This window comes from Pseudomonas sp. FEMGT703P (assembly GCF_002786345.1).
Lineage (GTDB): Bacteria > Pseudomonadota > Gammaproteobacteria > Pseudomonadales > Pseudomonadaceae > Aquipseudomonas > Aquipseudomonas peli.
The window spans coordinates 168,731-190,928 of sequence record NZ_PGCM01000004.1; the positions used below are offsets into that span (position 1 = coordinate 168,731).

General features: G+C 55.9%; 24 protein-coding genes. 13 read left to right on the forward strand and 11 right to left on the reverse strand.

The genetic code is table 11. The features are described 5' to 3' along the window. The first annotated feature begins 31 nt into the window (after positions 1-31). From bufA2 to CUR33_RS03520, 3 genes are read left to right on the forward strand one after another with little or no spacing between them, the layout of a single operon-like run. The gene (gene bufA2 / locus CUR33_RS03510) at positions 32-292 is read left to right on the forward strand and encodes a BufA2 family periplasmic bufferin-type metallophore (RefSeq protein WP_090250697.1); all 261 of its coding nucleotides are present in this window, start codon (positions 32-34) and stop codon (positions 290-292) included. Between the two features lie 45 nt (positions 293-337). Beyond that, on the forward strand, positions 338-1,180 hold the full coding sequence (bufB, locus tag CUR33_RS03515) for an MNIO family bufferin maturase (protein WP_167143899.1): 843 nt from the start codon (positions 338-340) through the stop codon (positions 1,178-1,180). After that, positions 1,171-1,950 carry an HvfC/BufC N-terminal domain-containing protein gene (locus CUR33_RS03520; protein WP_167143896.1) on the forward strand — a complete coding sequence of 260 codons (780 nt, stop codon included), beginning with the start codon at positions 1,171-1,173 and terminating at the stop codon, positions 1,948-1,950. The genes bufB and CUR33_RS03520 overlap by 10 nt, the downstream gene beginning before the upstream one ends. Positions 1,951-2,139: 189 nt before the next feature. On the opposite strand, the gene CUR33_RS03525 is transcribed toward CUR33_RS03520, so the two are convergent. Together CUR33_RS03525 and CUR33_RS03530 are read right to left on the reverse strand one after the other, a co-directional pair. Beyond that, positions 2,140-2,532, reverse strand: a complete 393-nt coding sequence (locus tag CUR33_RS03525) for a VOC family protein (protein WP_167143893.1) — start codon at positions 2,530-2,532, stop codon at positions 2,140-2,142. A 56-nt stretch (positions 2,533-2,588) separates the two neighbouring features. Next, complete coding sequence (locus tag CUR33_RS03530; RefSeq protein ID WP_167143890.1) at positions 2,589-5,159, reverse strand: heavy metal translocating P-type ATPase; 2,571 nt, start codon at positions 5,157-5,159, stop codon at positions 2,589-2,591. A gap of 384 nt (positions 5,160-5,543) precedes the next feature. Here CUR33_RS03530 and CUR33_RS03535 point away from each other — a divergent pair, with 384 nt between their 5' ends. From CUR33_RS03535 to CUR33_RS03545, 3 genes are all read left to right on the forward strand, one after another. Beyond that, a complete protein-coding gene (locus CUR33_RS03535; protein WP_167143887.1) occupies positions 5,544-6,149 on the forward strand; it encodes a DUF6088 family protein in 606 nt (201 codons plus the stop codon). Between the two features lie 104 nt (positions 6,150-6,253). Then, complete coding sequence (locus tag CUR33_RS03540; protein WP_167143884.1) at positions 6,254-7,237, forward strand: AAA family ATPase; 984 nt, start codon at positions 6,254-6,256, stop codon at positions 7,235-7,237. Positions 7,238-7,425: 188 nt separating this feature from the next. Further along, positions 7,426-9,774, forward strand: coding sequence for a S8 family peptidase (locus tag CUR33_RS03545; protein ID WP_167143881.1), 2,349 nt, complete (start codon positions 7,426-7,428; stop codon positions 9,772-9,774). 97 nt (positions 9,775-9,871) lie between these two features. Here CUR33_RS03545 and CUR33_RS03550 read toward each other — a convergent pair whose 3' ends face one another. From CUR33_RS03550 to CUR33_RS03575, 6 genes are all read right to left on the reverse strand, one after another. Next, positions 9,872-10,072 (reverse strand): heavy-metal-associated domain-containing protein, encoded by a 201-nt coding sequence (locus CUR33_RS03550; protein WP_167143878.1) that lies wholly within the window; start codon positions 10,070-10,072, stop codon positions 9,872-9,874. A 157-nt stretch (positions 10,073-10,229) separates the two neighbouring features. Next, a complete protein-coding gene (locus tag CUR33_RS03555) occupies positions 10,230-12,596 on the reverse strand; it encodes a heavy metal translocating P-type ATPase (protein WP_167143875.1) in 2,367 nt (788 codons plus the stop codon). Between the two features lie 5 nt (positions 12,597-12,601). Continuing rightward, complete coding sequence (locus CUR33_RS03560) at positions 12,602-12,847, reverse strand: DUF2933 domain-containing protein (protein ID WP_167143872.1); 246 nt, start codon at positions 12,845-12,847, stop codon at positions 12,602-12,604. A gap of 103 nt (positions 12,848-12,950) precedes the next feature. Then, on the reverse strand, positions 12,951-13,484 hold the full coding sequence (locus CUR33_RS03565) for a cupredoxin domain-containing protein (RefSeq protein ID WP_167143869.1): 534 nt from the start codon (positions 13,482-13,484) through the stop codon (positions 12,951-12,953). A gap of 148 nt (positions 13,485-13,632) precedes the next feature. Further along, positions 13,633-14,190 (reverse strand): cupredoxin domain-containing protein, encoded by a 558-nt coding sequence (locus CUR33_RS03570; protein WP_167143866.1) that lies wholly within the window; start codon positions 14,188-14,190, stop codon positions 13,633-13,635. 163 nt (positions 14,191-14,353) lie between these two features. After that, positions 14,354-14,713, reverse strand: coding sequence for a co-regulatory protein PtrA N-terminal domain-containing protein (locus CUR33_RS03575; RefSeq protein ID WP_167143863.1), 360 nt, complete (start codon positions 14,711-14,713; stop codon positions 14,354-14,356). Positions 14,714-14,919: 206 nt separating this feature from the next. Here CUR33_RS03575 and CUR33_RS03580 point away from each other — a divergent pair, with 206 nt between their 5' ends. The 5 genes from CUR33_RS03580 (at position 14,920) to CUR33_RS03600 (ending at position 18,916) form a co-directional block, all read left to right on the forward strand. Then, positions 14,920-15,603: a heavy metal response regulator transcription factor gene (locus CUR33_RS03580; RefSeq protein WP_167143860.1), complete on the forward strand. Its 684-nt coding sequence runs from the start codon at positions 14,920-14,922 to the stop codon at positions 15,601-15,603. Further along, positions 15,600-16,991, forward strand: coding sequence for a heavy metal sensor histidine kinase (locus CUR33_RS03585; RefSeq protein WP_167143857.1), 1,392 nt, complete (start codon positions 15,600-15,602; stop codon positions 16,989-16,991). Before CUR33_RS03580 ends, CUR33_RS03585 begins: the two co-directional genes overlap by 4 nt. Further along, positions 16,988-17,185, forward strand: a complete 198-nt coding sequence (locus CUR33_RS03590) for a hypothetical protein (RefSeq protein ID WP_167143854.1) — start codon at positions 16,988-16,990, stop codon at positions 17,183-17,185. Before CUR33_RS03585 ends, CUR33_RS03590 begins: the two co-directional genes overlap by 4 nt. Positions 17,186-17,194: 9 nt before the next feature. After that, entirely contained in the window at positions 17,195-17,929 is a 735-nt protein-coding gene (locus CUR33_RS03595) for a helix-turn-helix domain-containing protein (RefSeq protein WP_167143851.1), read from the forward strand. A 129-nt stretch (positions 17,930-18,058) separates the two neighbouring features. Further along, a complete protein-coding gene (locus CUR33_RS03600; RefSeq protein WP_167143848.1) occupies positions 18,059-18,916 on the forward strand; it encodes a sterol desaturase family protein in 858 nt (285 codons plus the stop codon). A 67-nt stretch (positions 18,917-18,983) separates the two neighbouring features. On the opposite strand, the gene CUR33_RS03605 is transcribed toward CUR33_RS03600, so the two are convergent. The 3 genes from CUR33_RS03605 to CUR33_RS03615 all read right to left on the reverse strand — a co-directional run bounded on the left by CUR33_RS03605 (position 18,984) and on the right by CUR33_RS03615 (position 19,952). Then, a complete protein-coding gene (locus tag CUR33_RS03605; RefSeq protein ID WP_167143845.1) occupies positions 18,984-19,190 on the reverse strand; it encodes an MbcA/ParS/Xre antitoxin family protein in 207 nt (68 codons plus the stop codon). Positions 19,191-19,260: 70 nt separating this feature from the next. Then, the gene (locus CUR33_RS03610) at positions 19,261-19,428 is read right to left on the reverse strand and encodes a CopG family transcriptional regulator (protein WP_241693739.1); all 168 of its coding nucleotides are present in this window, start codon (positions 19,426-19,428) and stop codon (positions 19,261-19,263) included. A gap of 290 nt (positions 19,429-19,718) precedes the next feature. Continuing rightward, positions 19,719-19,952 (reverse strand): helix-turn-helix domain-containing protein, encoded by a 234-nt coding sequence (locus tag CUR33_RS03615; protein ID WP_167143841.1) that lies wholly within the window; start codon positions 19,950-19,952, stop codon positions 19,719-19,721. 102 nt (positions 19,953-20,054) lie between these two features. On the opposite strand from CUR33_RS03615, the gene CUR33_RS03620 reads away from it, so the two are divergent. After that, positions 20,055-20,645: a hypothetical protein gene (locus CUR33_RS03620; protein WP_167143838.1), complete on the forward strand. Its 591-nt coding sequence runs from the start codon at positions 20,055-20,057 to the stop codon at positions 20,643-20,645. Further along, positions 20,642-22,042, forward strand: a complete 1,401-nt coding sequence (locus CUR33_RS03625) for a DEAD/DEAH box helicase (RefSeq protein ID WP_167143835.1) — start codon at positions 20,642-20,644, stop codon at positions 22,040-22,042. The genes CUR33_RS03620 and CUR33_RS03625 overlap by 4 nt, the downstream gene beginning before the upstream one ends. Positions 22,043-22,198 lie beyond the last annotated feature (156 nt).

Below are 22,198 nucleotides of genomic sequence, written 5' to 3' on the forward strand. Positions count from 1 at the left end.
CCCCACACAACGCTCAAGAGAGATAGCCACTATGTCGACGAAAAATACCGTTGCTACCGGCGCTGCATTGGCACTCGTTGCCGCCAGCCTATTTGCCACCCTGCCGGTTCAAGCGGCTCAGGACGCGAAAACAGCCGAAGTCAAATGCTTTGGTGTGAATGGCTGCAAAGGCCAAAACGATTGCATGACTGCAAAGAATGCCTGCAAAGGCCAGGGGGAATGCAAAGGCCAGGGTTTCAATTTGATGACCCAAGAAAAGTGCGATGAGGCCGGTGGTAAAACCAGCGAGTAAGTCCATCCGAGGGAGTGCAAGTCACTCCCTTGACTCGGAGTTCTAATGAGCAAAAGCAACACGCTGGGTTTTGGCCTGGGCTTACGTAGCGAGTATTACCAGCAGATTTTGGAGCAACGTCCTGAAGTCGACTGGTTCGAGATCATCTCCGAGAATTACATGGTCGGCGGGGGGAAAGCCCTCTATTTTCTCGACGCGATCAAAGAGCAGTATCCGCTGGTTATGCACGGGGTTTCCTTGTCGATTGGCGGTCCTCATGAGATCGACGCCGACTACTTGCGGCAATTGAAAACCTTGGCCGACCGAGTTCAGCCCTGTTGGGTCGCTGATCATCTGTGTTGGAGTCGGGGTAGTGCCCATCACCTGCATGATCTGCTGCCGCTGCCATTCACCCAGGAAAGCCTGCTGCATGTCGCGTCAAGGGTTCGGCTGGTTCAGGATGTATTGCAGCGCCCCCTGGTGCTTGAAAACGTGTCGGCCTACGTGCAGTGGAAAACCTCGTGTATGAGTGAGTCCCAGTTTCTGGCCGAGCTGAGTAGCCTGACGGGCTGCGAGATATTGCTTGATGTGAACAATGTATACGTCAGTTCACGTAACCAGGGATTCGACCCTTGGCAATTCATCATGGAGTTGCCTCATGGTCGAATTCGCCAGATCCACCTAGCTGGCCACAGCGACTACGGCCACTACCTCATCGACACCCATGATCAGCCGATTGCCGATCCGGTTTGGACTCTGTATAGCAAAACGCTGAGCTATTTGGGTGCTACTGCCACCCTGATTGAGCGAGATGATCATTTCCCGCCCTTTGACGAGCTATTAGCGGAGCTGTTCAAGGCGCGCTCTATCTCCGCCAATGTTCTAGGGGCTGCCGCACCATGCGCCTGAGTGCTCAGCAGGAAGCGCTGGAGCGTTACCTGGCCACAGGCGATAGCGTTATCCCTTCTGAGCTGTTGGTGCAGATTCAAGGTAGCAATACGCTGCCTGCTGCAGATGGCCTGATGATTTACCACAATGCCTATCGCGCCAGGCTTCTCTCAGTCATGAGGGAAGACTTTCCAGCGCTGCATCGTTGGTTGGGTGACGAATCATTCGAACAGCTGGCATTGGCTTACATCAGTGCGTGGCCGCCGAGACATTTCAGTTTGCGCTGGCTGGGTGAAAAGCTGCCAGAGTTCGTCAGTGGCTATATTGCCGAGCCACAGCGTTCTCCGATGCTGGAACTCGCCACACTTGAGTGGGCCTTTACCCTGGCCTTCGACGCACCCGATGCAGTACCGCTGTCGCTGGATGTGATGGGTAGTTTTTCCGCCGATGACTGGGTCTATCTGCGGGTGTGCCTTATCCCCTCGGTTCGTTGGTTGCAGTTGCAGCACAACACTTTGGGCATGTGGGTGGCTGCCAAGGCCGAGGCCGATATTCCTGCTGCCGTTGCGCTATCCGCCCCCCTGGATTGCTTGGTTTGGCGGCATGAGTTGGTGTGCCAGTACCGTACTCTGGAGCCGGGTGAAGCTTCGGCTTTGCGGTTGCTTGCCGATGGCGGCTCATTCGCTTCGCTGTGCGAGGACTTATTGGGTCAACACGGCGAGCAGGCTCCCCAGCGAGCTGTTACCTGGCTGAAGCAATGGGTCTGTGAGGGACTGCTTCAGCGTGGGTAAATAATGCCTTGGATGTGCAGGGCGTGGTGCCACTGGCCGAGAGTTACCTCTTTCACTCGTTGGCGGAAGAGGTAAAAGCCTTAAATCACGCGTTTGATGCTCAGGTAACCGTGGTGCGCTCAGCTCCTGCAACTATCTCTTATTTTCATCTCCATTTCGTTACTGGCACAGGACTGCTGGTACTTGGTTTTACTGGTAGTGCCCGCCTCGCTGGAGAACTTTGATTTTGTAGCCGTCGGGGTCCTGAATAAAAAAGGAGCGGGCCAGCAGCTCGCCTCCTTTTTTAAATTCCTTGATGGGTGCAGGCTTTAAACCGAGGTTGCAAAGCTGTTTGAAATGCAGGCCCAGATCGTCGACGACGAACGCGACCTGACCGTAACCACTGCCGTGGCTGTATTCGGCCTGTCCGCTGTTCCAAGTGAGTTCGATTTCAGCCTCGCTCTCGAAATTGCGCAGATAAACGAGGGAGAAATCGTCAAACTCAATGCGATGGGTTTCCTTGAGTCCAAAGGCTTGCTGGTAGAACCGCAGTGAAATATTGATATCCGTCACCCGGATCTCCGTGTGAATAAGTTTCGGCATGCAGTTCCTTCCTTAACCCGTATTGGTGTTCAGTGCAGAGGTGCTTCGGCCCAAGATCAGTGCTCGGACACCAGGCGTGACTTGGTCGATATCGCTAGGTTTACTGAGTTCGCGGTGCTGGTTTCGACCGTCATAGGTGCCCGGAAGCGTTTGAGTCGGAGCGCGTTACCGAGCACGAAGACACTGGAGAAGGCCATCGCAGCAGCAGCGAAGATCGGCGAAAGCAGCGTGCCGTTTACCGGGTAGAGCGCGCCCGCCGCGACCGGAATCAGCACGGCGTTGTAGGCGAAGGCCCAGAACAGGTTTTGCTTGATGTTGCGGATCGTTGCCTGGCTGATCGCGATGGCGTTCGGCACGCCACGCAGGTCACCCGACATCAGTACTACGTCAGCTGCCTCGATCGCCACATCGGTTCCCGTCCCGATGGCCAGCCCGACGTCCGCTTCTGCGAGTGCCGGCGCGTCGTTGATACCGTCGCCCACGAAGGCGACCCGAGCCCCATTGATCCGGAACTTCTTCAGTGCTGCGACCTTGCCGTCGGGCAAGACCTCGGCAGCGACTTCATCGATGTCGAGCTGCTTGGCGATCGCTGCGGCTGTAGCAGCGTTGTCACCCGTGATCATCGCGACTTTGAGCCCGAGCGCGTGCAGCGCCTTGATCGCAGCGGGCGTCGTTTCCTTGATCGGATCGGCGACCGCGATAATCGCCGCCAGGCGGCCGTCGATCGCGGCATAGAGCGGGCTCTTGCCTTGCTCGCCAAGACGCTGGGCGGTCGGCAGGAAGCTCGACACGTCAAGGCCGAGCTGCGTCATGAACCGGTTCGCGCCGACAGCGACGGTCCGACCGGCGACCTTGGCAGACACGCCGAAGCCTGGTGTTGCGTCGAAGCCTTCAATGGGTGAAAGGGTGATGTCCCGCTGCTTTGCGGCTGCGACGATCGCTTCGGCGATCGGATGCTCTGAGCGAGTCTCGACCGCCGCAACGAGAGCCAGAACCTCGTTGTATTCGAAGCCCTCGGCGGGAATGAGGTCGGTCAGCTCGGGACGTCCTTTGGTCAGTGTGCCGGTCTTGTCGAGTGCGACCACGCTCACATCGCGCAGCGCCTGCAAGGCTTCACCCTTGCGGAAGAGAATGCCGAATTCGGCCGCGCGGCCAGTACCGACCATGATCGAGGTCGGCGTGGCCAGCCCCATGGCACACGGGCAGGCGATGATGAGAACCGCGACCGCATTCACGAGCGCGAAGGTCAGCGCCGGGTCTGGGCCGAAGATCAGCCAGACCAGGAAAGTCAGCGCGGCCGCCGCCATCACGGCCGGGACGAACCACATGGTCACCTTGTCGACCAGCGCCTGTATCGGCAGCTTGGAACCCTGCGCTTCTTCGACGAGGCGGATGATCTGCGCGAGCATCGTGTTCGCGCCGACCTTGGTTACGCGGAAACTGAAAGCGCCCGTCTTGTTGATCGTGCCGCCTACGACCTCTGCCCCCGCTCCCTTCGACACGGGCACCGGCTCGCCGGTGATCATGCTCTCGTCGACATAAGAGGTGCCCTCGACGACCTCGCCGTCGACCGGAATCTTCTCGCCCGGACGAACGAGCACGACGTCACCTGTCGCCACTTGATCAAGGGCAATTTCGATCGTCTCGCCGTTGCGCTCGACGCGCGCGGTCTTGGCCTGAAGTCCGACTAGCCGCTTGATCGCCTGCGACGTTCGCCCCTTGGCGCGCGCTTCCAGCGTTCGTCCGAGCAGGATCAAGGTCACGATGACCACGGCGGCTTCAAAATAGACGTTGGCGGTACCTTGCGGAAGCACTTTGGGTATGAAGGTCGCGACCACCGAATAGCCGTATGCAGCCGCAGTACCGAGCGAGACCAGCGAGTTCATGTCGGGGGCGACACGCAGCAACGCCGGTACGCCCTTGCGGAAGAAGCGCAGGCCCGGACCGAATAGAACGAGGGTGGCAAGCGCGAACTGGATATACCAGCTCGTCTGCTGACCCAGGCCCCCCATCACCCAATGGTGCACGGCTGGAATGAGGTGAGAGCCCATCTCAAGGATGAAGACTGGCAAGGTGAGGATGGATGCAACAAACAGATCGCGCCGCAGCGCCCGTGCCTCGCTCTCACGACGCTCGGCGTCCTGATCTCCAGCAGTCGCCGTTTCGACGGACAAGCGGCGGGACTTGTAACCCGCCTGTTCGACTGCAGCTTCAAGGTCGGTCGTGGTGACAACCCCAGCAAGGTGGCGCACCCGCGCGCGCTCGGTCGTCAGGTTGACCGTGGCTTCGAGTACGCCCGGGATTTTTGCGAGCGTCTTCTCAACCCTGCCCACACATGAAGCGCAGGTCATGTCCTCGATCGCGAGCTCGGTGGTCTCTTCGCGAACGGTGTAGCCAGCACTCTCGATGGCGCGCACAGCCGCCTGCGGACTGGCCAAGCTGGTGAAGGTTATGTCGGCGCGCTCGGTGGCCAGATTGACCGTAGCCGTCTGCATGCCGGGAACCTCTTTCAGCGCACGCTCGACACGGCCGACACACGATGCACACGTCATACCTTCGACGGGCAGGCTCAGGCGAGTGACTGAGGCCATGGATGGATTGACGTCTTGTTGGGCAACGGAAGCCATTGAAATATCCCTTGAATGTTTCTGTTGAAGAGAAGTTTCAAGCTTCCCCGTGTGGGAAGGTCAAGGCATGTGGGCGATTTATTTCACGACGCGCCAGTTCGAACTGCCGTCGGCACTGCCGCAACCCGCATCAGACTCTGGGCTGAGCCCGCACGCTAAGAACTTTTGGGTGACAGCTGCTTGGCTCGCACCTGTACTACATGCGCGAGCACCTGTGCCGCTTTAGCCTTCGCACCGTTGTGACGTTCAGCGCAGCCTCGAATACCTGTAGCTCAGTAAGAAAGAGCCGGTTAGCCCAACTCTGGCGACAAAAGACGAACGGCTGTTGCTCAAATATCAGAAGTATAATCAAATATCTGACATTGATATGAGCCGAGCTTTCATATGCGATCGATCCCGCAAGCGATCTTGGAACGCAGCCAATCCCTAAGCGAGGGTGGAGTTCTTGCGCCCAAGGAGTTTCTTCATCTTGGTAGTCGTGCGGCGGTTGATCAGGCGTTTTGTCGCTTGGCTAAAGCCGGGCAACTGATGCGAATAGCGCGCGGTATTTACGTTGCGCCGGTGCGTGAAAAAGACCAGGCCAGGGCACCGTCGGCAGAGTCATTGGCGAAATCAATCGCCGCTCAGGGTAAGCAGTGCATCTCGCTCGATGGCGCACAGGCCGCGAGATCAATGGGGTTGACGCGAGCTGCTTCTACTAAAGAGGTGTACCTCACCACAGGGCGCAGTAAGCGGTTAGTAGTCGGCTCCCGGACAATTTACTTCCAGCACGCGCCCTACTGGCTGTTCTCCTTGGGTGCGACGCCGGCCGGGGATGCGCTCAGGGCGATGGCCTGGGTGGGCAAAGATCAGGCTGAAAATTCGGCCCAGAAACTTCGGCGGCACTTAGCGGAGGTGGAGTGGGAAAGCCTAGGTTCGGTCCGTGCGAGCCTTCCCAGCTGGATGGCCACCGCCCTTGGCAGGGCCGCGGTGTTAAATGAGTTGCGTTGAACTCAGGCCAGACACTGATTGCTTGTGTGAATAAAAGTTGACGTATTCAAGGTCAGAAGCGGGTCTTAACGATTAAACTAACCCTTACGGGAAGGTAGATAACCATGGCTAGCGGCGAACAACTGAAAGCGCTTCTGCGCTCGCATATCAAGGGAGATGACACGCATTTCTTTGCCGTTGCTATGCAGATGGCGGCCCATGAGGCTAAGCAGGGGCACGGGAAGCTTGCAGAAGATTTGCGGGCTCTAATTGATTCGGCCAAGAAAAATCGTCTGCCTTCCGGGCAGCCGGTGCCCATAGGCCAGCCGCGCGGCGAGCTGAGCAACCTGCTGTCAGTAGCTCTTCCGAAGACTCGCTTTTCGGAAATGATCCTGGACGAGGCCACTCATGGCCGTCTTGGAAGAATCATCAATGAGCAGCGCAACTTCGAGAAGATCCGCGCACATGGCCTCTCACCTCGCCGCAAGCTGCTTTTGGTAGGGCCACCCGGTACCGGCAAGACCATGACCGCCTCGGCGCTTGCCGGCGAGCTTGGGATTCCGCTGTACATCGTCCGGCTTGATAGCCTCATCACCAAGTACATGGGTGAGACCGCATCCAAGCTGCGTCAGATTTTTGATGCCATTCGCGATACACGCGGCATATATTTCTTCGACGAATTCGATGCCATCGGCTCCCAGCGTGGCCTTGCCAACGACGTGGGCGAAATCCGCCGCGTCCTGAACAGCTTTCTGCAAATGATTGAGCAGGACCAGTCCAATAGCCTGATCATCGCTGCTACCAACCACCCTGAAATTCTTGACTACGCCTTGTTCCGGCGCTTCGATGATGTTGTCGAATACGGACTGCCCAATCAGGAACAGACCAAGGCTGTGCTCAAGAATCGACTGGCGAACTTTTCCAAGTCGATTCGCAGCTGGGACAAACTCTGCAAGGTCGCAGAGGGGCTCAGCCATGCAGAACTGGCGAGGGCGGCAGACGACGCGATCAAGGACACGATCATTCATGATCGTACCGAGATGGCGGTCAAGGACGTGGAAAGACACCTTGAAGAACGGAAGACTTTCCACGGGAGGCGGCACTCCTAACGTAGTAGAGCATTTAGATGACGGAATCGATCAACGGACAACGGCCTCACTTTCATCTCCAGGGACAGGGACTACCCGAACGGTTCCGATCCACAGCATCAGCAACACGAGACCCTCGCTACCCCACGCCAAATCGAGGGGCTCATGGCGGGAAGCTACTCGCTCAACTCCAGCATGTCAGCGGTCAGATGGCCTCTGCAGTGCAGCTGCAGCGCGAAGCATCTGAAAGGCAAATGCGACAAGGGGACAGGCCCGATGGTGGGTACGGCCTGCAAATCGAATTTCGCAGTGAGCCTGGTTACGCGCTTGCATTCGAAGGACTTGCCCGAGGCGCTCAGCGCATCGAGCTTATGAACCTGCGTCATGACCCCGCCACGAATACTGACTTCGCCACTGTGTTTGTTCCAGATGGCCAGCTCAAAGCCTTTGAGAACCTCGTCAGGCAATACCTGGAGGTAGAGACCTCCAAGGGGAGTCCGCGCAACGCTCCACTCCTGAATCCAATCCAAGAAATCCGAGTCGCAGCTTTCAACGCCTTGTGGACCGATGATCCTGCAGTGTTGCCGCCAGATGAAAACGAAACTATTTGGTGGGAATTCTGGCTGCCTATCAGGGACGGCCGTGAAGCAGTGCTGAACCGCTTTAAGTCGGTTGCCGAAGCATGTGGCTTTCATACATCCGAAAAAGTGCTGAAGTTTCCTGAGCGGACAGTCCTCAATGTCTACGCCTCACGAGCAGCCATAACTCGGTCACTCTTGCTGCTCAACGAAGTCGCCGAGATTCGTAGAGCCAAGGACACCGCCGAGTTTTTTGATGCTCTTGCGCCGCTAGAACAAAGAGAATGGGTCGAGAACCTGCTTGAGCGAACCACCCCCGCAGGGGACGACAGTATCCGCGTCTGCCTCCTAGATACCGGAGTCAATCGGGGCCACCCACTCTTGGCTCAGCACATTGACGCGAATGACCTCTATACCGTCGATGCCAACTGGGGGCTCGCGGACACTACGGGTCATGGCACAGAGCTAGCTGGAATCGCACTTTATGGTGATCTGTTTGACCCTCTTAGTGGACAAAGCCCCATTTCGATCGAGCACCGCCTTGAGTCGGTGAAACTGCTTCCCGCTGCCCAAGGAAATCAGAAGGAGCCCTACGGCGCGCTGATGATCGACGCTGTAACCCAACCGGATACTGCCAAGCCAGAAGTGCGCCGGGTCTACAGCATGGCGATCACCAGTCTCGATTACCGGGATCGTGGCCGCCCTTCCGCATGGTCAGCCGCAGTTGATGAGCTCGCATCCGACGTATTGGGGGAGAGAGCCAACCCTCGTTTGATCGTCGTGTCTGCCGGTAATGCGGACAAGAACCAGGCCACCCTCTACCCGCACAACACCACCACAGACGGAATTCATGACCCGGCACAGGCCTGGAATGCGCTGTGCGTAGGTGCTTACACCCAGAAAGTCACTATCGACCCTCCCAATCCTGGATTGCGCCCGATCGCTGCCGCAGGCAGCCTCAGCCCATATAGCACGACTTCTGGGACCTGGACCAACTCGGCCTGGCCCTTGAAACCCGATGTAGTGTTCGAGGGAGGCAACCTGGCCACAGATGGGCATACAGCCTACACCGAGCCATGCCTATCCCTCGTAACCACTGCCCACGAACCAGAGCGACGGCTGTTGACGACGACCAGCGCCACCAGCGCAGCATCCGCGCTGGCAGCTCGTATGGCGGCACAAGTCTCCACCAACTACCCACAGTTCTGGCCCGAAACTGTGCGAGCCCTAATCGTGCACTCGGCTGAGTGGCCTGATCGTATGCGACAGGATTTCCTTGCTGCTGGCACTAAGGCCGGCTACGAAAATCTGGTTAAGCACTGCGGCTTTGGCGTACCAGACCTGAGTCGTGCCCTGTGGAGCGCCGGCGACTCCTTGACCATGATTGTCGAGGATCATCTGAGGCCGTTCATGAGGCAGGGCACCAAGCCGCCCACCGCGCGGGACATGCATCTTCACTTGCTTCCCTGGCCACAGGAGGAACTGCTCAACCTAGGCAACATCGAGGTGGAAATGCGAGTGACCCTTTCCTACTTCGTAGAGCCAAACCCTGGCATAGCCGAACGCGGTATCAAGGGGCGCTATCGCTACGAGTCGCACGGCTTGCGCTTTGATGTCAGTCGCCCAAACGAAGACCGTGACCAGTTCCGCCAGCGCATCAACAAGCGTGCACGGGATGAGGAAGAAGGTGGTTACCAGGGCGGCGGCTCAGATCCGAACTGGCTGCTCGGTACTCAGACACGGCATCGCGGTTCTCTCCACTCGGACATCTGGCGAGGCACTGCAGCCGAACTGGCGGGTCGGGGAATGCTTGGTATCTATCCCGCACTGGGGTGGTGGAAAACTCTCGTTAAGCAGCAGCGATATGACGACACCGTGAGGTACAGTCTGGTGGTGTCGATCAAAACTCAGCAAACGGATATTGACCTCTACGCGGCCGTGGAAACTCTGATCGAGGCCCAGGTAGCGGTGCTGGTCTGATATTAAGAGTTCAAATGAGGTCATGGCCCCGAAGCCATGACCTCAGCGCTCGCAAAAGCTCGGATTGAGGGTGTCTCGATCACCACTCAGTTGGCGCTTACGCGCTGACCTGCGCGGCATAACCCAGGTCTTGAATCACCTTGCGGATAGATTCCGCGGGTTCTTGGCTGTCTACCGATACCTTGCCGGCAGCACGGTCAATCTCCACTTTTGCGGTGTCATCTACCGCCTGAATTGCCTTTGTGATCTTGCTGACGCAACTGCCACAACCCATTCCTGATACCTGTAGAACGAACATAAATCACCTCGTTGGTTAGGCGGCATAGATGCCGTAACCTGAGCATCGACCTTGACACGATGGTAAGGTCAAGCTTGTTTTTTAGCGTTGGTAGATGTTCTTTCGGAATTGATGGAATTACTGATACCTGCCGACTGGCTTTAGATTCACGTTCATTTCAGTCGATGCGGGTTTTCCGCAGCCTCAATGCGTTGAATACAACCGATGCTGAACTGACGCTCATGGCCAGTGCCGCAATCATGGGCGACAGCAGGTGGCCAGTCAGGGGATAAAGAACCCCTGCTGCGAGTGGAATTCCCATGGCGTTATAGATGAAGGCAAAGGCTAGGTTCTGCCGCATGTTTTTCACCGTGGCTACGGACAAGGTTCTTGCCCGTAAGATGCCCATCAGATCACCTTTGACCAAGGTCACCTGAGCACTGTTCATGGCCACGTCAGTACCGGTTCCCATCGCGATACCGACATCGGCACGGGCCAGTGCGGGGGCATCGTTGATGCCGTCGCCAGCCATGGCCACTCGGCGACCGTAGCTCTGCAGGTCGGCCACCAGCTTTTCCTTATCCTGGGGTTTAACCTCGCCATGGACTTCTTCGATACCCAGTTCCTTGGCCACAGCTCTTGCGGTCGTGAGTCCATCACCGGTGGCCATGATGACTTTCACATCGACCTCTTGAAGTCGGATGACTGCTTGCTTGGCGCTCGGTTTGATCGGGTCAGAGACAGCCAGCAGCCCTGCCAGTACGCCATCTACCGCCAAGTAAATAATGCTGATGCCCTCCAGTCGAAGTTGCTCTGCACGGTTGCGCAGAGGGGTGACATCTACTCCGGCCTCTTCCATCAGCGCAGTATTACCCAGTTGCAGTTGTCGACCGTCCACGTGGCCACGCACACCAATGCCTGAGCCCGACTCGAAAGAATCCGGCTTGGCCAACTCAACGCCTTGGGCGCGGGCGTGGTCAACGATTGCATGAGCCAGCGGATGCTCGCTGCCTTGATCGAGGCTTGCAGCAAAGCGCAGCACCTCGTTAGGCGCGAACTGACCGCTACCCTCTGCGCTATGAAATACAGGCCGTCCCTCGGTCAGCGTGCCGGTCTTGTCGACGATCAGCGTATCGATCTTGCACAGGTTCTCTATGGCACTGGCATCGCGGAACAAGACGCCACTGGTGGCAGCTTTGCCTGTCGAGACCATCACCGACATGGGGGTCGCCAAGCCAAGTGCGCAAGGGCAGGCAATGATTAGTACGGCAACCGCGTTGATCAGGCCGAATACCCAGCCCGACTCCGGTCCGAAAAAGCCCCAGCCGAAGAACGTGAGGATCGCGATGGCGATCACGCCGAGTACGAAATAGCCCGCGACTGCATCGGCCATGCGCTGCATGGGGGCCTTGGAGCGCTGTGCTCTGGCGACCATCTGCACGATTTGGGACAACATGGTGTCGGCCCCCACCTTCTGCGCCTGCATTACCAGGCTACCGTGGGTATTCATGGTTGCGCCGATCAGCGTATCGCCAACGCGCTTGGTAACCGGTAGCGGTTCGCCGGTCAGCATGGCCTCGTCGACGGCGCTTTCGCCTTCGAGAACGGTGCCGTCAACTGGGACTTTCTCGCCGGGACGTACTCGCAGATGGTCGCCCAGGTGCACATGGGTCAACGGAATATCTTCTTCCTGGCCGTCAGGGTTAATGCGCCGCGCGGTTTTGGGTGCCAGGCCCAATAGCGATTTGATTGCGGCTGAGGTTTGTGAACGAGCCTTGAGTTCGAGCATCTGGCCCAACAACGTCAGGGAGATGATTACCGCCGCAGCCTCGAAGTAGACACCAATGCGCCCGTCCTGGAAGAAAGCTTGGGGGAACAGCTGTGGGGCCAGGGTCGCAGCAACGCTGTAGAGGTAGGCTGCGGCTGTACCCAGGCCAATCAGTGTCCACATATTTGGGCTGCGATGACGGACTGAGTCGATGCCTCGGGCAAAGAATACCCAGCCGCCCCAGAGTGTCACAGGCGTCGCCAAGGCAAGCTCTACCCAGTTCTGCGTTGCGCCATGAAATAGCGTTAATGAGTGGCCGGCCATAGCCAAGACCGTCACGATAATCGTGAGTGGGAGTGTCCACCAGAATCGCCGGGAGAAATCTTTAAGTTCTGAATTCTCCTCTTCCTCCAGCTCCGGAATCACTGCCTCCAAGGTCATGCCACAGATGGGGCAATTGCCAGGTTTTGGCTGGCGTATTTCTGGATGCATAGGACAGGTGTACTCCGCCGTCCCTGCGGCCCCTGATGAGGGAGGCGCAGCTTCATGATGCTGGTGTTCCGTACTCTTGGGCGGGTTCGAATAGCTGGTAGGTGCTGCCCGGAACTTCTCCTGGCATTTCGCGCTGCAGAAACGGTATGTCTGACCTTCGTGGCTCTCACTGAATGGGCTGTCTGGCTTGACGGCCATGCCGCACACCGGATCGTGCTGACTCCCATGCTGGTCTTCCTGATGCTTGGAATGCTCATGGTCAAGTTGGCGCGATGTGGTGTGCATAGGGCTTACTTCCGGTTGTCGTCCTTGGGAGTATCAGCACCATCCTGATGGGAATGCCCACCATGGTTGTGGCCGAACATGTGCATCAGCGGGCACAACAGCAGAATCAAGTAAGGCAGTGCCTGGGAGATGTGGCCAAAATGCTCGCGGGCCACATAAAAAACGGCGATGACAGCCAACATGATCAGTGCAATGCCAGTTTTGCTTTTCCAGAATGGCAATTCAGAGCCTGGGTGGTGGGAGTGGTCCATAGCTCGATCCTCGTTTGAGTTGAGGCAGTATTGGTGGGACAGCAAATGACAATAGTCTCTACTGCGTCCCAGCAATTGACGTATATCAATCCGAACTCAATGATTAGCGTACGTTCACTTTACCAACCATCCCCGATTGGTAATGGCCTGGGATGTTGCAGGCGAACTCAAGCCCCGTTGCCTTAGTAAAGGTCCATACCAGTTCTTCAGTGGCTCCCGGCTCGATCAAGACGCTGTTTGGATCGTCGTGTTTCATGCCGACCATCTTCATCCCGCCCATAGCATGATCCATGTTGCTCATGTCCTGTGCGCCCGTTGGAGACAGCGTGCCGTTCTGAAACATTGCGGCCATTTCTTTTTGATGTGCTGCATGTGCGGCTGCCATGCCCAGGTTGAATTCATGCAGTAGCGAGCCCTCATTCTTGAGTACGAAGCGGACGGTTTCTCCTGCTTTGATATCAATGCTCTTCGGCTCGAAATAGATATCGCCCATCTTGATTTCGATGATGCGATCAGCTTGCTTGGCGTCTCCTGGTTGGCCTATATCGCTTTTACTATGGCTCGGGTTAGCCATGGCAGCAGAGGCGGAGAAAACCAGGGTTGTGGCGAGAAAAAATGAAGTTAGTTTGGCTTTCATAATGCATCTCGGAAAATGGAGTTGTTAGGAACAACATCAATGCTAATCAGGCGGTGCTGTCAGCTGGCTTACGCGAAAACTACATATCTGAAAGATGCACTGAAATCAGGTGCGGCCCGGCATTGGCCGGGGGCACCTGATTGTTGTCTCAGCGCATTACGAATTCACCGACCATCCCGGCCTGATAATGTCCAGGGAGGGTGCAGGCGAAGTTGAGGTTGGCCGAGTCGCTGAAGGTCCAGACAAACTCCTTGGTAGTTCCGGGCTCAACAAGGATGGCGTTTGGGTCATCATGTATTGCTTCAACGACTTCAGGAATGCCAGGTGGATTGGAGTCTCCAAGGCCCGACCGTTCATGCCAGACGATTGACTTCGCTTTGCCTGTTGGCGTCAGTGTGCCGTCCTTGACCAAAGCAGCCATTTTGCGTTGATGATCCAGTTGCGATACGGCTTTACCGATATTGAATTCGTGCATCAGTGCCCCTTCGTTCTTCAACACGAAGCGGACGGTTTCGCCAGGCTTCACATCGATAGACTTCTGGCCGTAGCTGATGTCATCCATTTTCACGAAAACTGTACGTGTAGCGGGGGTTGCTTTGGCCGGCTGACCAATGTTGCTTTCAAGGCCAAGCGTTTGTGCCGAGGCCTGAGTTGCAGCTGCGAACAGCAGCGCCGTGATCAACAACTGGGGGCGTGAACGTTTCATGATGAGACCTCACTGAGGTGGTTGGAAATCTCATGCTATTCCCCGTTTCCTGCCGGGGGGCTGACCCCAAAACTACAAATTAGTCAGCTTGAAAAAAACGCGGCACCGTCGAGGTGCCGCTAGGCCAAAGGAGCAATCATGAAGGCCTTGAAGATGGGAATTCTTATGGGTGACACTCTTTATCGGCCATCATCAGCTTGTGCTCACGCATCATCTGCGCAAGTACGTCGTCGACCAATTTGTCGTGTCGCTCCATCCACGCAAGATGTTCTTCCGTAGATATGCCGGGAGCAGGATGCTCGCTGTGAAGCTGGTTCATCATCTCGTCGAGCATTTTCATGTGCTCTTTCATATGCACATGGCGCTCGCTGGCGGGAGCCTTTTCCGCCTGAATTAGTACCGCTTCGGCTTTGTCTCGCATGCTCTCGATGCGCTCGAAGACGCGGTCACTCCCGCCCTCTGCCCAAACGGCTGAAGCAAGCAGGAGCGAACCAACCAGAAATAAAGGTTTAAGCAGTTTCATAGGGCAGTCTCCTCAATTGAAGCAGTGACCGGCACCTCTGTTGTTATTCATTAGAGGGCCAAGAGCACAACCTAGTGCTCATGCTTGCACCCTAGACAGGGCCGCCTGACAGAGGCCTGAAGCTAGGATTACATTTTCGTAAGCTTCTGGTTGGGAGGGGGATTTGACTGCACACTCAGGCCACTCAAAATTTGGGAACCGCCCGCATGAAACTTCTGGTCGCTGAAGACGAGCCAAAAACAGGCACTTACCTGCAACAAGGTCTCACTGAGGCTGGCTTCAACGTCGACCGCGTTATGACGGGAACGGATGCACTCCAGCATGCGCTGAGCGAGGCCTATGATCTGTTGATTCTGGACGTGATGATGCCGGGCCTGGATGGCTGGGAAGTGCTGCGGATGATTCGGGCTGCAGGTAAGGATGTCCCGGTGTTATTTCTGACGGCGCGGGACGGTGTCGAGGATCGTGTGAAAGGTCTAGAGCTGGGGGCGGACGACTACCTGGTCAAGCCCTTCGCTTTTTCTGAGTTGTTAGCCCGCGTCAGGACATTGCTCCGCCGCGGCAATAGTTCGCCGACGCAGACCACAATGAAAATAGCCGATCTTGAAGTTGATCTGCTTAAGCGTCGTGCCGTGCGCAGTGGTAAGCGGATTGATCTGACTGCAAAGGAGTTCTCGCTGCTCGAATTACTGCTGCGTCGGCGTGGCGAAGTTCTTCCCAAGTCGTTGATCGCGTCCCAGGTCTGGGACATGAATTTCGACAGCGACACCAATGTGATTGAAGTGGCTATCCGACGCTTGCGGGCGAAAATTGACGATGATTTCGAGCTAAAACTGATTCATACCGCTCGTGGTATGGGCTACATGCTTGATGCGCCGGAGTCTGAATGAAGCACCTGTCACTGACCGCGCGTATGAGTTTGATGTTCATGTTTGCGGTGATTGCAGTCCTAACGGTGGCCGGCCTGAGTTTCAACGAGCTCAGCCGGCATCACTTCATGATGCTTGACCAGCAGACGCTGGACGAGAAGCTAGAATCGACTCAGCAAATCCTGAGTAATACGCGTAGCCATGCAGACCTTGAAGAGGTGCTGCCTCAGCTGAAAGCGCTGTTAGGGGCTCACCACGATTTAGCGGCGATCATCCTTGCAAACGACGGTACCGTGCTTTTTGCCGAGCCACTGCCTTTCAATATTCCCGAGAAATACCGCCTCAATCCTGACCACGGCATGTGGGCGTGGGAGGAAAATGGACACATGTATCGAGGGATGACCGCGCAGGTATCAACCCCTGACCAACCTGCGTTTCTAACGGCTTTGCTGATCCTTGATGTGACCAACCATGTGCATTTCTTTGAAACGTTGCAGCGGTGGTTCTGGATTGGCTTGGTGATTAGCGCACTGGTCAGCGCTGCGTTGGGCTGGGTGGTCGCGCGTAGTGGGTTGAGACCCCTGCGACAGGTGACCCATGTCGCGACGTCGATGTCTGCGCGGTCACTGAAGGAGCGCATTCCACTGGAGCCCGTCCCTCTTGAGCTTCAGCAGTTGGTGACTTCGTTCAATGCGATGCTTGCCAGGCTCGACGATGCATTTGTTCGGCTCTCAAATTTTTCTGCCGATATCGCCCATGAGTTACGCACACCACTCAGTAATCTGATGACGCACACCGAGGTGGTACTCACCCAAAAACGTAACCTCGAAGCCTATGAAGAGAATCTTTACTCGAACCTAGACGATCTGAAACGCATGTCGCGAATGATCGATGACATGCTGTTCCTGGCTAAGTCGGACAACGGCCTGATCATTCCCGAGCAATCGCGCATTGAGCTCAGCGAGGTAGCCACCAAGCTGATTGAGTACTACCACCTATTAGCGGACGAGCAAGGCATCCAGTTGGTTGTGACCGGCTCTGGCAGCGTGCTGGGTGACAAGCTGATGCTGGATCGGGCGATCTCGAACCTGTTGTCCAATGCGTTGCGCTATACAACTGCCGGGAAGACGATATTGGTAACGATCAAGTCGACCGCAAGTGCCGTTACTCTAATTGTCGAGAACCCAGGCGAAACCATCAAGCCGGAGCACCTGGATAAGCTCTTCGACCGTTTCTATCGAGTAGACCCGGCTCGCCGTGAAGGCAGCCCGAGCAATGCCGGGCTTGGCTTGGCCATTACTCGATCCATTGTGGCGGCCCACAATGGCAAGATCTGGTGCACTTCCAGCAATGGCATCACCGCCTTTCACATGGAATTTCCCCCAGCAACCATCCTAGGAGCGCTATGACCAAAGACGAGTTGAGGGCCGAACTTGAGCGACAAGCACAAAGCTTTGTCGCTACCACGGGAGCTGAAGTTGTGTTGTACGCCGCCCAGCGCAAGCCTGACCGCCAGCCTTGGCGCAAGAAGCCGAGCTTGTTAGATGAGGCTTTTCAGGCCGAAATTCGCAAAATCGAACAGCAGCACGACACAAAGGCCTGAGGCGCTTAAATGGCCATTTCCGAGGGCGTCTGCTGGCGTGGAAAAGCCTGGGTATCGCCAGGGCTGGGGATCTTCTTGGGGCATGCTGGCAGCCATGATCTGCACAGCCATATGGCGCACCAAGTGACCATTGGCCTTTGCGGTCAAGTGACGGTGCGAGGTCTGAATCAGGTGCTTACTGCTCCGGCCATCTGCATAAAGGCTGGCACACTGCACCAGATTGAAGGCACTGAAGTGCTTTCGATCTACCTTGATGCGCTGTCGGAAGAGGCCCGTGCCATGAGCTGTATATCGGCCGCCCAGTTGGTCTCGATCCCGGCAGACAATACGGCTGCCATCGAGCAGCTACTTGAAACGCCGGAGGTATCTGCTCAGCTGGTTCGTGAGGAGGTCAGGCGACTACTAGGCCTGAAAACACCGCAGGCGGCTGATCCGCGTATGCGGGCTGTGCTTCAGGCGCTGGAAGAGCGACAAGATGATCGGGTGCGACTGGCCGCGCTTGTGCATCTGTCGCCCACCCGGTTCTCTCATTGGTTTGTCGAGCAAACCGGACTTCAGCTGCGTAGCTATCGCAAATGGAGTCGGCTGGTTGTGGCGCTGCAGTTCGTATCTATCGGACATAATCTAACAGCGGCCGCTCATGCCGCTGGATTTGCCGACGCAGCCCATTTTTCACGTTCTTTTCGTGCGCTGTTCGGACTCGACCCCTCTTCAGCGCTCGGTCATGTGAGGCTACAAAGCTGACATTTACTTCAACCGGGATACTTCTACCGATGCTGTTTGCGTATCCACAGCCCGAGTTATTAGCTCCTTCGTTCAAGCGTATAGCGGGCGAACAGTTCAAAGTGAAACCAACTGCATGGAGGGTTCACAATGGGCAGCGCGTCGAGGTTTTTGCTTCGCTGGTTTAGTTATCCGGCGATTTTCGGTGGTATATCGGCAGCGATGATCTGGCTGCTTTATCAAGGCATCCCTTACTGGCCAAGCACAGCAATCCTGGCGGCCGTGGGAGTCGGCTGTGTAGCTGGTATGGAGCGACTCCAGCCTTTCCGGCAGGACTGGCTCAACGATCACGATGACACTCTAACGGACCTTATTCACCTAGTCGTGAATTTGTCGGTCATCCAGTTCACTGCCGCTGTTCTATCTCGTGTGGGGGACCTTGTGCCTGCTGAGCTGAGTGGGTTTCCTACCGAGCTGCCTCTCTGGCTACAACTGCTCATCGTGGCAGCTATCTTAGACCTGAGTTTGTATTCCATGCACCGCCTCAGCCATCACATCCCCTGGTTGTGGCACCTACACGAGCCCCATCACAGCGCTGAGCGGCTCTACTGGATGAACGGAGAGCGGCGTCATCCCCTGCATGCGGCCATCATGGCAGGACCTGGATTGTTGTTGCTGTTCGCGCTGGGAACACCGTCTTCGCTGGTGGCCACCTGGTTTGGAATACTCACGGTGCATCTGGCTTTTCAGCACTCCAACTTAGATTATTCGATTGGATGGTTGCGGCGCATTATCGGCGTAGCTGAAACACATCGTTGGCATCACAAACGTGATTTTGAGGATGCCCAAGTTAATTTCGGCGAGTTTCTGTTGGTGTGGGATCTGCTATTCAAAACCTTCTACGACAGTGCCAAGCAACCTGGTAGTAATGATGTCGGCCTGCGTGATCGGCGCTACCCCACCGGATATATAGATCAGTTGGCCGAACCATTTAGAGGTAAAGCTTAGAATTGTTCGTGAAAAGAACGGAAGCAATTATTCAAGCGTGCAATCGCGAGCCGCTGCCATAGTTTTGCTAATGATAAATCCCATAGTGCATACGATCTAATAGAGCTTTCACGTCCTCCGCACTATTTGGGCCGAAAATAAGGTCGATCGGACGAGAGCCATTTAGGCCTAAAGCAGGTCCATTCATCCATGCAACAGCCATTTCGCTACTGCCAAGAACTTCTGTGGCTAGTGCAAATAGTTCTTTGTACTGCGGATCACTGTAGTCAAACATAGATACCCTTAGTTCAATTGCAGTTTTTGGGCAGGCAGTAGTCTGCCTAGCGCTATTACTTGAGGGCGTATCAGCGCAGAAGGCGCTGGGTAGGATCTCCGTCACTGAGACTGTCAGCCCAATCTTGGACTGCTTTGTGGTTAATCACACGGCCTGCATCCACCTCGGCCAACGCGTCAAGGGTCAGGGAATGGCGGTCTTGTTCTTGATCAATCCGGGCGGAAAGAGCTTGCTCCATGAACCAGTCCTCGCAGTATGGACCTTGATGCGTCGGGATTTGGTGGGACGAGCAATGGCGGGTTGCTCGTATGAAGCAAGGAACCACAGACTTTGGGTTAGAAAGCCTCGCTCTGATTTCATTATGGAGGGCGTCTCCACTTCCGCCAAGCTTGCGGCACGTTCCCTCAACCCGAATAACCCAGAAAGCATGCGGGTGTAAAAGTTCATGCGCGAGCTGGTGCAGGACGGCACCTTGGAGCCGAAAAACAAATCCGAGCAGTCAGTAGATAACGCCAGGCTTCGCCAGTATCAATCAGGCGGTTGTAGCTCTGACATTTGAGGCAGAAGGCGGGATGGATCGCAGGCCAGCTCGCCTGCGATGCGATAAAGCTTCTCGACGGTGATGTTTACTTCGCCACGCTCGATCCGGCCCATATAGCTACGGTCGATACTGCAGGCCAACGCCAGTACATCCTGAGACATGTGGCAAATCTTCCTTTGTGTTCGGATGCGTTCCCCTAACACTTTCGCCAATTTATCCATGACCGTCTCAATTCCTCTGAGACGGCACTATCGTGCGTTTGCGGACGCAGGAGCCACGGACTATAATCCGCATTTTTCCGCGTTAACTCTTCTGGTGCCTCAATGAAATCGGCCTCGTTTATCTTCGACAGGCGTCTGTATGAGCTGCTTCAGGAAGAAGGGAACACAAGATTCACGACCCGTGAACTGCGTGATGCCTATGCCAAGCGCCTAGATGGCATGACTTTTCGTGTCGCCGATTTACGCCGTTATGTGTATGAACAGATTCGACGATTACTGCGCATGGGCTGGCTTGTGCTAGATGAAGAGCGTCGTCCGCGTGGGCAGGTCTACCACCTGAAGCCGATTCCGGTACATCTGCAATTGCAGCTGATCGATAACGGGTTTGAGAACAGCCTCAAGACTGCTTGTGAGCACGAGCGGGAATCAGCAGCGCATGAAATTGAGGCTGTCCCGCTCGAATCGTCAGCCAGTGCAGATCAGCATTTGGAAACGCTCCACAAAGAAATCCGCTTGGACTTTTTGTCTTCGATGGGCGAGGCAGAGCGGTTCAAACTGCTCCTAGAAGATATGCCGCATTTGCGGGATAAGGTTGAGGACGAGTACCTGGAGGCCAGAGATCGCAGTTCACGTCTGCTAGGACATCTTCGCGCCATCGAAAAGACCCTCAAGACGCTTGCCTCTAAACGATGACCACATCGCTGCGGGACTGGCAACTCAGCTGCATCGACACGGCGTTGGAGCACTTTACTGCCACACCGCACTTCTTTTGCCAGGCGACACCGGGTGCTGGGAAGACGCGCATGGCAGCAGAGCTGGCCAGCAGGCTGCTTAAGCAGGACAGAATCGATCTGGTTATGTGTTTCGCGCCATCCTGCCAGGTTGTCGATGGCTTCCGCTCAACCTTCGCTGAGGTACTTGGTAGGCGACTGGATGGCCAGATAGGTGCTGTGGGAACGGCGTTTACCTACCAGGCCATGGAGTACCGAGATGAAGGATTCTGGCAGCTTCTTGATGACTACCGTGTATTTGTGGTCTTCGATGAAATTCACCACTGCGCTGGCCATGATCTTCTTCTCAGCAACGCCTGGGGGCAACAAATATTGCATCGGATACAAGACCGCGCAGCCTTCACCTTGGCTCTCTCTGGTACGCCATGGCGCTCGGATGACCGGGCTATTGTCTTAGCCCGCTACTCGACACCAGAAGGGTACTTGATCTGTGACTACCGCTACGGACTGAAAGAGGCTATTGCCGACGGGGTGTGCCGTTCTCCTCGTATTGTCTTGCTCGACAATCAGAAGGTGAAACTGACTGAGGAGATGGGGCCTGAGAGTACAGTCAGGATGTTCCCCAGCATTGCCAAACTCTTGGGGGAATCGCCTGTCACCTACGAAGAATTGCTACGCCATGACGACGTGATCAATCAGCTACTCGATCTTGGCTGTAGCAAGCTCAATGAGCTTCGCCAAATCAAGCCGGATGCTGCCGGTTTGGTTGTTGCCACTGACATTGAGCACGCTCAGCAAATTGCCCAGGCTCTGGAGTCCAGGGGTGGAGTTTGCTGCATTGTGACCAACAAAATCCCGGATGCGCAGCAGGTGATCAATGCGTTTAGGCAGAGCGCCTCTCCCTGGATTGTCGCTGTCGGAATGATCAGCGAAGGAACGGACATCCCTCGGCTTCAGGTGTGCTGCTATCTCAGCCGTATTCGCACCGAGCTGCATTATCGGCAAGTGCTTGGGCGAGTGCTTAGGCGTACAGGTGAGTCAGATGATCAAGCTTGGCTGTTCATGTTGGCGGAGCCGACGCTGCAGTGTTTGGCTGAGAGAATTGCGGATGATTTGCCGGAGGACTTGGCGGTACTGAGCGAGGTACAGATGCCAGCTTCCACTTCAGGCTCAACGCCTAGTTCGGCCGAGGCTGCAGACAATATCAATAATCTGGATAACAGTATTGGATGTGGCAAAGAGCAGGCTATTGGGGCTGGAACTACGAGCATCATTTCACTAGAGGGCTTTTCAGTCGAGCCAAGTTATCAGGTGAGTTTTTCCCAGCATTACAGGCAGCAGTTGTTGGCTTGTTTTTGATGTGTTGACGCCTAATGAATCTGGAGTAGTGCGAGTTGCGAATGTGTAGGGTTGGCCGTGTCATTGACTAAGAAATTAGTGGGTGTGAGCATGGAGATTATGACTCAGACGTTGAGGCATGGCTGATGAATGGATCTGCGATGGTTGCAGCGCTTT